This window comes from Streptomyces sp. NPDC054786, from assembly GCF_053611685.1.
Genome location: NZ_JBSHAW010000002.1, coordinates 16,583 through 30,519, shown reverse-complemented (window position 1 = coordinate 30,519; position 13,937 = coordinate 16,583). Strand labels below are relative to the sequence as shown.

The window sequence follows — 13,937 nt, the reverse complement described above, 5'->3', positions numbered from 1 at the left end:
GGCCGCCGACCGCGGCCACGCTCGCGTTCAACGGCCCGGCGCCGTGCAGGCGGTTCAGGTTGTCCGTCGTCCACCTGGCAGCGCCCCTCCCCGCCCGGCCACCTCGGCCACAGAGGGCCCGCACCGATGTACGGTGCGGGCCCTCTTGTCCGTCTCGCCCGTGTGAGGGGCACGGTGGGACCACCCGGTTCAACGGGCTCCCTCCGTACCGGCACACGCACGCCCGCAGGCATGTGCCAGGCTGTCGCTCGCAACAGACCGACTGGGAGGGGTCCTCGGGTGGCCGCGCCACTGAAGCTGACACGCACACACCGGATACTCATCGGAGTTGTCATCACCGGCGCGGTGGTCATCGCCGGCATCGGCTTCGCCGGCTCCTACGCGGCCGTGCGTGAACTCGCCATCAAGAAGGGCTTCGGCAGCTTCGCCTACTTCTTCCCCATCGGCATCGACGCGGGCATCTGCGTCCTGCTCGCGCTGGATCTGCTGCTGACCTGGATCCGCATGCCCTTCCCGCTGTTGCGACAGGCGGCGTGGCTGCTGACTGTCGCGACGGTGGCGTTCAATGCCGCGGCGGCGTCCGATCCACTGGGCATGGGCATGCATGCCGTCATCCCGGTGCTGTTCGTCGTCACCGTCGAGGCCGCCCGGCACGCCGTCGGGCGGATCGCCGACATCACGGCGGACAAGCACATGGAGGGTGTGCGCATCACGCGCTGGCTGCTGGCGCCGCTGCCGACCTTCCTGTTGTGGCGGCGGATGAAGCTGTGGGAGCTGCGGTCGTACGACGCGGTGATCAAGCTGGAGCAGGAACGGCTCGTCTACCAGGCACGCCTGCGTTCGCGATTCGGGCGGGGCTGGCGCCGTAAGGCTCCCGTGGAGTCCCTGATGCCACTGCGGCTCGCCCGCTACGGGGTGCCGCTGGCAGAGACCGCCCCCGCGGGGCTCGCCGCGGCGGGCATCGAACCGCAGCTGCTGCCGGCGCCACGGCAGTTGGCGACACCCGCCGTGGCGCCGGAGAACCAGGAGCCGGCCGAGGCCGAGGAGTTGCCGAGCCAGTGGTTCGCGGCGCCGCAGCAGATGACGTACCGGGGTGACTACGACCCGGCGTACCTCCCCGAACAGGAGCATCGGGCCTCGTACGACGAGTATCAGCAGGTGCCGACGCGCGAGCAGATGCCGACGCGCGAGCAGGTCCCGGTACCGGCGCCGCGCGCGCCGGAGCCCGAGCCCCAGGTCCCGGTGCCGAACGGTGCGGGTGGGACGCGTCCGCTCGGCAAGGGAACCCCGGACACGGGCCCGCAGCCTGTGCAGGCACCGGCCGCGGCCCCGACCGACGAGGACCTGTACCAGGTGTTCCGCCACTCGATAGAGGGCGAGGGCATGCCGACCCCGGGCGCGTTCGCGGCGAACCTGGAGGCGCAGTACGGGATCCGCCTGCAGTCGCGGGACCTCAACCGCTACGTGGACCAGTTCAGCGACCGCCTCAACGCGGAGCTGATGGACGAGCACATTGCGTGACGCACCCGCCGGGTGCCGTACGGCAACGGATGGGAAGCCGGCCGGTGGCCACCGCCGCATCCGCTCCACGCACCTGAGCCCCTGGCGCCCGTCTTCAAACTCCCGCCTGCGCCTCGACGCCTGGCACGCGCTCGGCGGCGTTGTCGGGCTCTGCAGGATCTACCTCTGGAGTACTGGGCTCACAGGCTCGTGGGCCTCTCGGCGGCTTGCAGCGTCCCCGCGGGGAGCCGGTCGTTGCCCCAGCTGCGCTCGATGTAACCGATGATCCGTGCGACGTCCTCGGCGGGCACCCGCTCCGGTTCGCCGTGTTCGAGCGGGTCGGTGTGGAAGATGTAGAGCCGCGAGGCGAACTGGTCGAACGGCAGTGAGGCCTCGCCGAACCGCTCGCCGTTGCCCGCGGTGGAGACGACGACGCCGTCGCCCCAGTCCTGGCCGCTGTCGTTGTTCGGGTTGAAGAAATACACCCGCATGACGTCCTGTGGGTCCGGCGCGGCCCGCAGGATCGTGATCGCGTGCCAGCCGACGTAGCGGCCCGCGCTGTCGGTGACGGCGACGCCGGCCGGCTGTGGATGGATCAGCGGCTGCTCGCCGTTGTACGTCGGGTGATAGCTGGCGTGGAACTGCCGCAGGAACTCGTCCAGGTCGATCAGGTTTCCGGTCGCGACGTCGACGTTGATGTGGAACCCACGGGCCGCCCACCAGCCGTGAAACTCGGGGTTGACCCACCGGTGCGGGTCCTCTGGCCGCGCGGCGCAGCGCCGCCCCATCTCGGCGTAGATCCGGTCCAAGTGGGGCACCACGAGCAGCGACACGGGGTCCAGGTCCATCGGCAGCGTGCTCGCGACTCCGGTCGCGCTGTCCTTCGACGAGATCGGCTGACCCTCGAAGTGCATGAGGATCTCGTCGTCGCGGGCCGCACAGACCACCACTTGCAGCAGGTAGTCCGGGTCGTTGTAGGCCCACATCGACAGCGCGCGGGCCGACTGGCAGGTGGGGTTGTCGCCCTGACCGACGCCGAGCGGCTGGCCCAGCATCGAGAGCACCCCCGCGACCAGCCGCGCCTGCGGCCCCGGCACCTCGCCGAAAACCGTCGTCAACCGTTCCCGCGCGACCGGGGCGAGCTCAAGCGCCAACTGGCGCCACAGCGCGGGCACCACCGGCGGCTCGTAAAGAATGCCGCGGTCGAGCAGCAGCGCCAGCCCGTAGATGCTTTGCGCGGTCTGCGGGTGCACGGCCACCTCGATCAGCCGGTGCACCAGTTGGCTGTAGCGCAGCAGGCAGTTCCGGCCGGTGTCGGACAGCCCGAGCGCCTCCCCGACGAGGTAGTCGCTCTCGCGCAGGAGGAACCGGAGCAGTTCCGCGTGGTACGGCGACACCAGGCCGGTGTCGTGCATCGCCCGCGCGAACCCCGCCGCCTCGTACTGCAGGCCGCCGGCGTCCATCGCCTCGAGCCGGGAGCGGAAGACGTCGATGCCCGGGTCCTCCCGGCACGCCTCGGTGGTCCCGAACAGGCTCGTGATGAGCCGGTCGATGCCCTGCCCTGACGACACGCCGAGAGCGACGTCGGGGTCGTTGCGGTAGATCGCGATCCGGGTGATCAGGGACTGCACCGCCTCGACCTGGATCGGACGCTGGCGCAGGATCCGCCAGATCTCGTCGACCAGGTTGTCCAGGACGCTGTCGTAACCGATCTCGTCGGCGAGGTGGCGGAACAGGTCCCGGATGAGCTGTGCGGTCCGGCCCTGCTGGGTCCGCTCCGCCTCACTGGGCGGGGTGAACAACAGCTCCAGGTTCGTTGCCAGTACCTGGGACAGGAACTGGCGGGCGTCCTCGGCGGGCAACGTCGGGTGCGCGAAGTCGCCGCGGGCGACGGCGAGCATCCGCAGCTCGCTGGTCGCCTCCATGACAACAGTGTCCGTGTCTGCGCTGTGCAGGGTCCCGCTGACCAGCGCCGGGACAAGGACCTTGGGTGACGCCCAGTCCGTCCCCTGGAAAAGTCCGGCCTCCTCAATTGCCTGCGCCCTGGCCTGGACCGCCGCGGCGCCGCCCGGCTGCATGAGCACCCGCCGCAAGGCTTCCAGGACCCGCCGCAGCTTCGTGTGCTTGCCGAAGTCGCGGGTTTCGGTCATGGCCTGGATGGCGTCGTCGAGTGAGGTCACGCGCTTGTCCAGCGTCGTGGCCGCACCGCTGACGTCGACGGTCGGTTTCAAAGGCTTTCCCTCGGGTTGGTCTCCTGCGTCCACGGGGTCGTCAGACGTAGAAGTCGAGCTCTTCCTGCTTCTTCAACAGGTCGCGCATCCGGTAGGGGTCATCACCGAAGAAGTACACCAGGCCCCAGTGGGTGCCGAACGCGGTCCTCTTGGTGACAGTCTCCTCGAGCGGCGTCGAGAGGTCGTGCGACTCGTAGTAGTCGTCGTCCTCGGTCTCCTCCGGGATCTCCAGGTCGCTGACGACGCGGCGGCGCGGGTAGACACCGAAGCAGCCGGCGACCCCGGACGCGTCGACGACCTCGCGCGGGAAGAAGGCGTCGATCTCCTCCTCGGTCGTCTTCGGGTCGAAGGCCAGTACCAGCGCTTGGTAGGCGCTGAACCCGTATGCCCGCTCCAGCAGCTCGAACACCTTGAAGCCCGGCGGCCGGTAGGCGACCTCGCCGAAGTACATCTCGCCGTCACTGGTGACGAAATACTCTGGGTGCACGAAGCCGAACTCGATGTCGAACGTCTTGATGAGCTTCTCGATCTGCGCCGTGATCTGCGGGCGGTACTGCTCCAGTTGCGGAGTTGCCGGCACGAACACCGAATACCCCAGCGTGACGTATTCGGAGATATTGAGGAACTTGATCTTCCCGTTGTGTACCCACGCCTCGACCGCGAACTCCCAGCCATCGAGGTGGGATTCCATGAGAACCGGGAACTCCTCTTCCGGAATCATGTCGACCTCGTCCGGGGTGCGGATGACGCGGTGCCCGAGGCATCCTGCTTTGTCGAACGCCTTGAGATGGATCGGGTCGTTCGGGTCGCCGTCCAGCTTGAGCAGGGTCTGATTGACGCGCTTGAGGAAGCGGATCACGTCGTCCCGGTCGTGGGCTTCCTCGAATATTCCGACCCGGATGCCGCCGAGTTGCGCGCGGCGCTTCATCAGCGCCTTGTCCCGCAGCAGCATGGCCTGACCGTACAAACGCGGGTTGTCCAGCAGAACGGAGTTGATCGCCCCTGCCCATTCAACCGTTTCCTCGAACAGTGGGATCGCGACGTCGACACCCTCGCTCTGAAGAGTTTCGGCGATCTCCAAGGAGCGGTCGTTGAGCCGTTCGAAATTCCACGGCACGTAGGGGATGTCGTGGTCGACGCAGTACTCCTCGGCCCACTCCGGCGCCACGACGACGTATCGCCGATCGAACCGATCGAGGGCTTCCACTGCATTGAGGCTCCAACCAAGAAGCGCTACATAGCCTTTGTCCGGATTCTTGGTGGCCGGTTCGCCTTTTGTCATAGACCGTTTCTCCTCCGACGCGTGCGCTCATCGACGGCGTGGCTGGCACGACCGTGCCCGGCGATCTGCCTCGCAAGCACCGCATGCCCGCGCGCAAGCACCTCATTCCTGCGCGCAGGGACGGAGACGGCATGTGCGCGCGGGTACGCCTCCCGCTCGGAGTGACGGGGGAAACGGGACAGGCGGGAGCCGGCCCGGCCCACTAACTCCTTGACCACGGAGTTGTCTTGACCACGGGGTTGACTCGACCACGCAGCATCCGGCAATTCACGGCGACGTATCACCCGACCGTGATCCACCACCCGAGATCATGTGAAGACAACTCCTAGAGCGCCCCGGCGTCCGCCTGCCTCTGCTTGCGCTTCCTGTCCATGTCTCCCCATACGGCCAGCGCCGCACCGGCCGCGAAGAGGCCGGCATAGGCGGCCGACGGCAGGTCGAACCAGTGGGGCAGCAGCCCCCAGGCGTGGTCGAAGAAGACCTGCCCGATGAATCCCATGACGCCCTGGATCATGATGATGAAACCCAAGAATCCCCTCATGGCTCCAGCGTGAAGGGTCCGGCCCCGGGAATCCTCGTTCCCGGGGCCGAACCCTTCTCGTCCCTCGGTCGGAGACCCCGCCGGGGTGTCTACGACTCCACGGCAAGGGCGCTCCGACGGCCCGTCATCCGCCGAGCAGCTTGCGCACCCGGTCGGCGCCGACGGCCAGCAGCAGGGTGGGCAGCCGCGGCCCGGTGTCCCGGCCGACCAGCAGCCGGTAGAGCAGGGCGAAGAAGGCACGCTGCGCGGCCTTCAGCTCCGGGGTCGGCTTGGCATCCGGCTCCAGGCCCGCCTGGATCTTCGGGACGCCGTAGACCAGGGTGGTCAGGCCGTCCAGCGACCAGTGCTCGTCGAGGCCGTCGAGCAGCAGCCGCAGCGAACCGCGGGACTGCTCGTCGAGGGTGCCGAGCAGCTCCTCGTCGGGCTCGTCGCGGACAATGGTGCGCTGCTCGGCCGGAACCTGGGTGTTGATCCAGTACTCGGCCTTGCCGAGCCGCGGCCGGGTCTCGTCCAGCGAGGTGACCGGGTTCTCCGGGTCCAGTTCGCCGAGGATCCGGAGCGTCTGCTCGTCATGGCCCGCGGTGATGTCCGCGACCGAGGCGAGCGTGCGGTACGGCAGCGGGCGCGGCGTCCGGGGCAGCTCGCCGGCGGCGGTACGGGCCGCGCGGGCGTACGCGGCGGCGTCGGCCGGCAGCGCACTGCCGGCCGCGACCTTGGCCTCCAGCTTGTCCCACTCGTCGTAGAGCCGCTGGATCTCCTGGTCGAAGGCGATCTTGAAGGACTGGTTGGGCTTGCGGCGGGCGTACAGCCAGCGCAGCAGCGGCGCCTCCATGATCTTCAGTGCGTCGCCCGGGGTCGGCACCCCGCCGCGCGACGACGACATCTTGGCCATGCCGCTGATGCCGACGAAGGCGTACATGGGGCCGATGGGCTGGTCGCCGTCGAAGATCTGGCGAACGATCTGGCCGCCGACGACAAAGGACGAGCCCGGCGAGGAGTGGTCGACACCGGACGGCTCGAAGATCACGCCCTCGTAGGCCCACCGCATCGGCCAGTCGACCTTCCAGACCAGCTTGCCGCGGTTGAACTCGCTCAGCCGGACCGTTTCGCCGAAGCCGCACTCCGTGCAGGTGTAGGCCAGCTCGGTGCTCTCGTCGTCGTACGAGGTGACCGTGGTCAGGTCCTTCTCGCACTGCCCGCAGTAGGGCTTGTACGGGAAGTAGCCCGCCGAGCCGCCGCTGCCGTCGTCCTCGGCGGCCGCGCCCGAGCCCTCGGCGGCCTCCAGCTCGGCCTCGTCGACCGGCTTCTGCGACTTCTTGGCCGGCGCCTTCTTCGTGCGGTACTGGCCGAGGATCGCGTCGATCTCCGTGCGGTGCTTCATCGCGTGCAGGATCTGCTCGCGGTAGACGCCGGAGGTGTACTGCTCGGTCTGGCTGATGCCGTCGTACTCGACGCCCATTTCGGCGAGCGCCTCGGCCATGGCGGCCTTGAAGTGCTCCGCCCAGTTCGGGTACGCCGAACCGGCCGGGGCCGGCACCGCGGTCAGCGGCTTGCCGATGTGCTCGGCCCAGGAGCCGTCGACGCCCTGCACGTCGTTCGGGACCTTGCGGTAGCGGTCGTAGTCGTCCCAGGAGATGAGGTGGCGGACCTCGTACCCGCGGCGGCGGATCTCGTCGGCGACCAGGTGCGGGGTCATGACCTCACGGAGGTTGCCGAGGTGGATCGGGCCGGACGGGCTCAGGCCCGAGGCGCAGACGACGGGTTTGCCCGGGGCGCGGCGCTCCGCCTCGGCAATGACCTCGTCCGCAAACCTGGAGACCCAGTCGGTCTCGGTGCTCTGCTGAGCCACGATCGGCCCTTCCTCTTCCTGATGCTTCCTGATTGCGCCGTCCTGCGCGCGGACGCACAAAAACCTGACGGTGCCCATTGTCCCAGACGAAAAATCAGTGGTAGTGCCGTGGGATACTCGTTGGCAAACCCATTCCGCTCCGACGACACCTCCCTCTGGAAGAGAGCTCTTTCCATGGCCTCGGTCACTTCCCTCGCAGCTTCGGTCCACCAGCGCGTCGCGGACGCCCTCTCGGCAGCCCTGCCGGAGGCCGGCGCCGCGGACCCGCTGCTGCGCCGAAGCGACCGGGCCGACTTCCAGGCCAACGGCATGCTGGCGCTGGCCAAGAAGCTCAAGGGCAATCCGCGGGAGCTGGCCACCCAGGTCGTCGCCGGTATCCCGACCGGTGGGAGCGGCGCGGTGATCAAGGAGATCGAGGTCTCGGGCCCCGGCTTCCTCAACATCACCATCGCCGACGAGGCGATCATCAAGACCCTCGCCGAGCGCGCCGCCGACGACCGCCTGGGCGTGCCGTACGCCGACGGTGCCGGGACGACCGTCATCGACTACGCCCAGCCGAATGTGGCGAAGGAGATGCACGTCGGCCATCTGCGGTCGGCGGTGATCGGCGCGGCGATGGTCGAGATCCTGGAGTTCACCGGCGAGAAGGTGATCCGCAGGCATCACATCGGCGACTGGGGCACCCAGTTCGGCATGCTCATCCAGTACCTCATCGAGCACCCGCACGAGCTGGACCACAAGAGCGGCGAGGTCTCCGGCGAGGAGGCCATGTCGAACCTCAACCGGCTCTACAAGGCCTCGCGTGCGCTCTTCGACTCCGACGAGGAGTTCAAGGAGCGGGCCCGGCGCCGGGTCGTCGAGCTCCAGGCCGGGGACGAGGAGACGCTCGCCCTGTGGCGGCGGTTCGTGGACGAGTCGAAGATCTACTTCTACTCGGTCTTCAACAAGCTGGACATGGACGTCCAGGACCCCGATGTCGTCGGCGAGTCCGGCTACAACGACATGCTGGAGGAGACCTGCCGGCTGCTGGAGGACTCCGGTGTGGCGGTGCGCTCCGAGGGCGCCCTCTGCGTGTTCTTCGACGACGTCAAGGGCCCGGACGGCAACCCCGTCCCGCTGATCGTCAAGAAGACCAACGGCGGCTACGGCTACGCCGCCACGGACCTCTCGGCGATCCGCGACCGGGTGCAGAACCTGGGCGCCGACACCCTCCTCTACGTCGTCGACGCCCGGCAGTCCCTGCACTTCAAGATGGTCTTCGAGACCGCCCGCCGGGCCGGCTGGCTGAACGACAAGACGCACGCCGTCCAGCTGGCCTTCGGCACGGTCCTGGGCAAGGACGGCAAGCCGTTCAAGACCCGTGAGGGCGAGACGGTGCGGCTGGTGGACCTGCTGGACGAGGCGATCGACCGGGCGACCGCGGTGGTGCGGGAGAAGGGCGAGCCGATCGGCCTGACCGAGGAGGAGATCACCGGCAACGGCGCGCAGGTCGGCATCGGCGCGGTGAAGTACGCGGACCTGTCGACCTCGGCCAGCCGGGACTACAAGTTCGACCTGGACCAGATGGTGTCGCTGAACGGCGACACCTCGGTGTACCTCCAGTACGCCTACGCCCGTATCCGGTCGATCTTCCGCAAGGCCGGTGACGCGGCCCCCGCGGCGCACCCGGAGCTGCCGCTGGCCCCGGCGGAGCGGGCGCTGGGCCTGCACCTCGACCAGTTCGGCGAGACCCTCGCCGAGGCCGCCGCGTCGTACGAGCCGCACAAGCTCGCCGCGTACCTCTACGGCCTCGCCTCGCTGTTCACGACCTTCTACGACCAGTGCCCGGTCCTGAAGGCCGAGGGCGGCCCGGACCAGATCGCGAACCGGCTGTTCCTCTGCGACCTCACCGCCCGCACCCTCCACCAGGGCATGGCGCTGCTCGGCATCCGTACGCCCGAGCGCCTCTGACCCGGTCGCGTCGTCCGGCCGTCCGTACGGCCTGCCGTCGCTTACGCTCCTGCCACAACGGCCCCGTACACCACAGGTGTTGTACGGGGCCGCTCAGGTCTCATGGGGAGGGGCAGCGATGCACCGAGCACCACACCGAAGCGATCAGCGGGCCACACACACCGCCGGTTCGACCCGGCGCGCCGCGCTGGGCACCGGAGCCGGACTGCTGGCGGCAGGTTTCCTGGCGTCCGCCACCACGTCCGCGGCCGCCCAGGCCCCCACCACCGGTGATCCGTACGCGGCGCTGCGCCGGCTGGAGCACGAACACCGGGCCCGGGTCGGGGCCTTCGCCCACAACACCGCCACCGGCGCGACGGTCGCCTACCGGGCGCACACCCGCGTCCCCCTCTGCTCGGTCTTCAAGACCCTCGCCGTCGCGGCGGTGCTCCGCGACCTCGACCGCAACGGCGAGACGCTGGCCCGCCGCATCCACTACACCGACGCCGACCTCGTCGAGAACTCGCCCGTCACCGAAAAGCACGTCGCCACCGGCATGACGATCGCCGAACTGTGCGCCGCCGCCCTCCAGCGCAGCGACAACACCGCCGGCAACCTCCTGCTGCGCGAGCTCGGCGGCCCGACCGCCGTCACCGACTTCGCCCGCTCCCTCGGCGACCGCACCACCCGCCTCGACCGCTGGGAGACGGAACTGAACTCGGCCGAGCCCTGGCGCAGGACGGACACCACCAGCCCCGCCGCCATCGGCCACACCTACACCCGGCTGCTCGTGGGTGACGCGCTCACGCCATCGGACCGGGGCCGGCTGACGGCATGGATGAAGACCAACGAAACCAACACGGAACGCTTCCGCGCCGCCCTGCCCAAGGACTGGGCCATCGCCGACAAGACGGGCTCCGGCTCGTACGGCACCGGCAACGACGTGGGGGTGGCCTGGCCCCCGGACCCCGATCGTGCTGGCCGTGCTGACGGGCAAGGCGGAGCAGGCCGCGTCCTACGACAATCCGCTGGTCGTGGACGTGACGAGGGTGCTCGCGCGGGCCGTGGCGGGCTGAGCGGCCACGAGGTCCCGGCGCGGGGTTCCGGCGCGGACGGCGCCGTCAGTGCTGCCAGGGCCTGCGTACCGCGTCCTTGGTCTTCTCGCTCGCGTCCAGCCCGTGCCCGGCGGTCTTCTCGGCCTTGCCCTCGGCCTCCAGCTTGCGGTTGTGCGTGGCCCGGCCGACGACTTCCTTCATGGCGCCGATGACCTGCGCACCCTTGGCCTGCATCTTGCGCTTGGCAGTCATGGTTACCCGCTCCTCGGTCGGTCGGGGTGTTCCTTGACAATCGGTCCCGTGCCCGGCGTACGGCGGACAAAACGTGGTGCCCACGACAAAGCTCCCGCCCCCGGAACCCGGGGACGGGAGCTTCGGCAACGGCACGGCCGGCCGGGGCGCCTCACAGCCCCTGCGCGACCTCCGTCGCCCAGTACGTCAGGATCATCTGGGCACCGGCCCGCTTGATGCCGGTCAGCGCCTCCAGGATCGCCTTGTCCCGGTCGATCCAGCCCTTCTCCGCGGCAGCCTCGATCATCGCGTACTCACCGGAGATCTGGTACGCGGCGACGGGCACGTCCACCGTGTCCGCGACCTTCGCCAGCACGTCGAGGTACGGCAGCGCCGGCTTGACCATCACCATGTCGGCGCCCTCCTCCAGGTCGAGCGCCAGCTCGCGCAGCGACTCACGGAGGTTGGCCGGGTCCTGCTGGTAGGTCTTGCGGTCGCCCTTCAGCGACGAGCCGACGGCCTCCCGGAAGGGCCCGTAGAAGGCCGAGGAGTACTTCGCGGTGTAGGCGAGGACCGACACGTCCTCGTGCCCGGTCTGGTCGAGCGCGTCACGGATGACGCCGACCTGGCCGTCCATCATGCCGCTGGGAGCCACGACATGGACACCCGCGTCGGCCTGGACCTGCGCCATCTCGGCGTAGCGCTCCAGCGTCGCGTCGTTGTCGACCCGCCCCTCGGCGTCCAGCACGCCGCAGTGACCATGATCGGTGTACTCGTCCAGGCACAGGTCCGACATGATGACGAGGTCGTCGCCGACCTCGGCCTTCACGTCTCGGATGGCGACCTGGAGGATCCCGTCCGGGTCGGTGCCCACCGTGCCGAGGCCGTCCTTCGTGGCGTCGTCGGGCACCCCGTACAGCATGATCCCGGCGACCCCGGCCTCGACCGCCTCGACGGCGGCCTTCCGCAGCGTGTCGCGGGTGTGCTGGACGACGCCCGGCATCGCGGAGATCGGCACCGGCTCGCTGATGCCCTCCCGTACGAACGCGGGAAGGATCAGGTCGGCGGGGTGCAGCCGGTGTTCGGCCACCATCCGCCGCATGGCGGGGGTGGTACGCAGCCGCCGGGGCCGCGCACCGGGGAAGCTTCCGTACTTCGTCATACCGCCCACGCTACGCCCGCTTCGCCCCTGCCTTTGCCGACGTGTCGTCGGCAGTCGAGGCCGCATCCGCCGCCCGCTCAGGCCGCCACTGCGGGATCGCCGGCCGCCGGCTCGCCGCGGCCCGGCAGCACCCCGGCCGCCGGGCACGGAAGGCGCGGTCGCAGCCGTCGCAGGTCTGGAACGGGTGCGGCGGCGGCCGGCGACGATCGTCCGTGCCGAGGCCCGGCGGGCCCTCGCCGTCTGCGGGAAGCGGTGGCGGCGGCAGCTCCCGGAGGCGGTGGGCGAGCAGCCCGGCCGGGTTCTTCGGGTCGGACGGGGGTTCCTCAGGCGCGGGCGGCAGGGGTGCGGACCGTACAGGCCCCGCGCCTCGTACGAGCACCGCGGACCGTACGGGGCGTTGCTCTTGACCGCCCGCCGCGCCGTCGACCGGGCCACCGGGTCCCGCCCTTCCGGGCTCCGGCTCAACGCTCAGCTTCAGCGGCCCGGACGACCTCGATTTCCGCCCAGACGGTCTTGCACGGCACCGGCCCTTCCTCGACGCCCCAGCGGTCCGCCAACTCCCCCACCAGCAGCAGCCCACGCCCGGACTCCGCCAGAGCCCCACCGACGCCCGGCGTACGGGCGGGCAGCCGGTCACCGCGGGTGTCGGTCACTTCGATACGGAGCGTGGCGGGCCGCGTGACGGCGAGGACCAGACGGAAGCTCCGCCCGGGGACCCGGCCGTGCAGCACGGCATTCGCCGCCAGCTCGGCCACGATCAGCCTCGCCGGGTCCAACGGCAGCTCCCACGAGCGCAGTTGCTCGGTGGCCAGAAGCCGCGCCAGTCGCGCTCCGCGGCGGGTGGCGGAGAGCGGTACGGAGAACCGGAGCGCCGGGGCGGGGCCCGCCGCGAGACCGATAACGGAACTGCTGATTCGGGTGATTCGCTGATTCACGTCACACAGCGTGGTCGCGCGTATCTAGCCTGAGAAGGGCCGGAGGCCGGGCGGGCGGCGACTGTCCGGGGCGATACGGCTCTTGTCCGGGCCGTGCGGCGTAGCGGTCACGGACGACGGGCGTTGAACAGGGTCACCGTGACGGAGGGACGGCGGACATGAGCGAATGGGACACGGGTCCGGAGGACGAGGAAGCCGGGGCCGTGATGAAAATCGTCGGGCGGCAGCTCAAGCTGTGGCGCGAGTCGGCCGAGCTCACCCAGGCCGAGTTCGGGACAGCAATCGGGTACGGCGAGGAGTCGGTGTCCTCGGTGGAGCGCGGACGCCGGGTTCCCCGACCGGAGTACCTGGACCAGGCGGACGAGGTACTGGGAGCCGGTGGCCGTCTCGCCGCGCTGAAGGAGGACGTGGCGCTCGTCCGCTACCCGAAGAAGGTACGGGACCTGAAGAAGCTGGAGGCAGCGGCGGTCGAGCTGTGCCACTACGAAAACTCCGTCCTCAACGGCCTGCTGCAAACTGAGGAGTACGCACAAGCACTCATCGGCAACCGCCGCCCGCTCTTCCCGCCACGCGAAATCGAGGAGCGGGTGGCGGCCCGCATGGCCCGCCAGGAGATCCTGGACAGCTCAGCGACTCCGCCCATCTTCAGCTTTGTTCAGTGCGAGTCGACGCTGCGCCGCCCCATCGGGGGCAGACTGGTGATGCGCAGGCAACTCGAACGGTTGCTGGAGGTCGGCCAGTTCCGGAACGTGGACCTCCAAGTGCTCCCGCTGGGACGGGAAGTGAACTCAGGCCTCAGCGGTTCGTTCAGCCTGCTCCGGCTGAAGGGGGGCGATACGGTGGCACTCGCCGAGGTCCAGCACCTCAGCCGGGTGATCTCCGAACCCCCACAGGTACAGATGCTCGACATGCGTTATGGCAACATCCGGGCGCAAGCTTTCACACCACGTGAGTCACTGGCCTTTATCGAGAAAGCGCGGGAAGAGACATGACCCTCAAGCCTTCCTCCGGGACCGAGCGCGAACCGAACTGGGCGAAGAGCAGCTACAGCACCGACGAGGGGGCCCAGTGCGTTGAGGTCGCCACCACCCCCGACACCCACACCATCCTCATCCGCGACTCCAAGAACCCCCACGGCCCCCGCCTCACCTTCACCCCCACCACCTGGGCCGACTTCCTCCCGTACGCCGCCGAGCGGCAGTAACGCAGAAGGGCGCCCCAA

At 69.5% G+C, this 13,937-nt stretch carries 11 protein-coding genes and 1 pseudogene; 5 read left to right on the top strand and 7 right to left on the bottom strand.

Features of this window, described 5'->3' with window-relative positions:
• The first annotated feature begins 279 nt into the window (after positions 1 to 279).
• On the top strand, positions 280 to 1,521 hold the full coding sequence (locus ACWGI6_RS02400; protein ID WP_453265763.1) for a DUF2637 domain-containing protein: 1,242 nt from the start codon (positions 280 to 282) through the stop codon (positions 1,519 to 1,521).
• A gap of 179 nt (positions 1,522 to 1,700) precedes the next feature.
• Here ACWGI6_RS02400 and ACWGI6_RS02395 read toward each other — a convergent pair whose 3' ends face one another.
• The 4 genes from ACWGI6_RS02395 to lysS form a co-directional block, all read right to left on the bottom strand.
• The gene (locus ACWGI6_RS02395) at positions 1,701 to 3,731 is read right to left on the bottom strand and encodes a hypothetical protein (protein ID WP_453265762.1); all 2,031 of its coding nucleotides are present in this window, start codon (positions 3,729 to 3,731) and stop codon (positions 1,701 to 1,703) included.
• 40 nt (positions 3,732 to 3,771) lie between these two features.
• Positions 3,772 to 4,938, bottom strand: a complete 1,167-nt coding sequence (locus tag ACWGI6_RS02390) for an ATP-grasp domain-containing protein (protein WP_393906504.1) — start codon at positions 4,936 to 4,938, stop codon at positions 3,772 to 3,774.
• A gap of 400 nt (positions 4,939 to 5,338) precedes the next feature.
• Complete coding sequence (locus ACWGI6_RS02385) at positions 5,339 to 5,554, bottom strand: hypothetical protein (protein WP_453265761.1); 216 nt, start codon at positions 5,552 to 5,554, stop codon at positions 5,339 to 5,341.
• 124 nt (positions 5,555 to 5,678) lie between these two features.
• The gene (gene lysS / locus ACWGI6_RS02380) at positions 5,679 to 7,403 is read right to left on the bottom strand and encodes a lysine--tRNA ligase (RefSeq protein WP_453265760.1); all 1,725 of its coding nucleotides are present in this window, start codon (positions 7,401 to 7,403) and stop codon (positions 5,679 to 5,681) included.
• Positions 7,404 to 7,577: 174 nt separating this feature from the next.
• Here lysS and argS point away from each other — a divergent pair, with 174 nt between their 5' ends.
• Both argS and bla read left to right on the top strand, forming a co-directional pair.
• Entirely contained in the window at positions 7,578 to 9,353 is a 1,776-nt protein-coding gene (gene argS, locus ACWGI6_RS02375) for an arginine--tRNA ligase (protein WP_453265759.1), read from the top strand.
• Between the two features lie 118 nt (positions 9,354 to 9,471).
• Positions 9,472 to 10,408, top strand: a pseudogene (bla, locus tag ACWGI6_RS02370) (class A beta-lactamase).
• 45 nt (positions 10,409 to 10,453) lie between these two features.
• Here the strand turns inward: bla and ACWGI6_RS02365 are convergent.
• From ACWGI6_RS02365 to ACWGI6_RS02355, 3 genes are all read right to left on the bottom strand, one after another.
• Positions 10,454 to 10,588 (bottom strand): CsbD family protein, encoded by a 135-nt coding sequence (locus ACWGI6_RS02365; RefSeq protein WP_453265931.1) that lies wholly within the window; start codon positions 10,586 to 10,588, stop codon positions 10,454 to 10,456.
• Positions 10,589 to 10,790: 202 nt separating this feature from the next.
• Entirely contained in the window at positions 10,791 to 11,780 is a 990-nt protein-coding gene (gene hemB / locus ACWGI6_RS02360; RefSeq protein ID WP_453265758.1) for a porphobilinogen synthase, read from the bottom strand.
• A 461-nt stretch (positions 11,781 to 12,241) separates the two neighbouring features.
• On the bottom strand, positions 12,242 to 12,715 hold the full coding sequence (locus ACWGI6_RS02355) for an ATP-binding protein (protein WP_453265757.1): 474 nt from the start codon (positions 12,713 to 12,715) through the stop codon (positions 12,242 to 12,244).
• A 158-nt stretch (positions 12,716 to 12,873) separates the two neighbouring features.
• Between ACWGI6_RS02355 and ACWGI6_RS02350 the strand changes: the two genes are divergently transcribed.
• Both ACWGI6_RS02350 and ACWGI6_RS02345 read left to right on the top strand, forming a co-directional pair.
• Positions 12,874 to 13,707: a helix-turn-helix domain-containing protein gene (locus ACWGI6_RS02350; RefSeq protein ID WP_453265756.1), complete on the top strand. Its 834-nt coding sequence runs from the start codon at positions 12,874 to 12,876 to the stop codon at positions 13,705 to 13,707.
• Positions 13,704 to 13,919, top strand: a complete 216-nt coding sequence (locus ACWGI6_RS02345; protein WP_453265755.1) for a DUF397 domain-containing protein — start codon at positions 13,704 to 13,706, stop codon at positions 13,917 to 13,919. Before ACWGI6_RS02350 ends, ACWGI6_RS02345 begins: the two co-directional genes overlap by 4 nt.
• Positions 13,920 to 13,937: the final 18 nt, after the last annotated feature.

Excerpts from the sequence above, each read along its gene's own strand:
- ACWGI6_RS02345 (WP_453265755.1), top strand. The coding sequence starts at position 13,704 with ATGACCCTCAAGCCTTCCTCCGGGACCGAGCGCGAACCGAACTGGGCG.
- ACWGI6_RS02350 (WP_453265756.1), top strand. The coding sequence starts at position 12,874 with ATGAGCGAATGGGACACGGGTCCGGAGGACGAGGAAGCCGGGGCCGTG.
- argS (WP_453265759.1), top strand. The coding sequence starts at position 7,578 with ATGGCCTCGGTCACTTCCCTCGCAGCTTCGGTCCACCAGCGCGTCGCG.
- ACWGI6_RS02385 (WP_453265761.1), bottom strand. The coding sequence starts at position 5,554 with ATGAGGGGATTCTTGGGTTTCATCATCATGATCCAGGGCGTCATGGGA.
- ACWGI6_RS02365 (WP_453265931.1), bottom strand. The coding sequence starts at position 10,588 with ATGAAGGAAGTCGTCGGCCGGGCCACGCACAACCGCAAGCTGGAGGCC.
- hemB (WP_453265758.1), bottom strand. The coding sequence starts at position 11,780 with ATGACGAAGTACGGAAGCTTCCCCGGTGCGCGGCCCCGGCGGCTGCGT.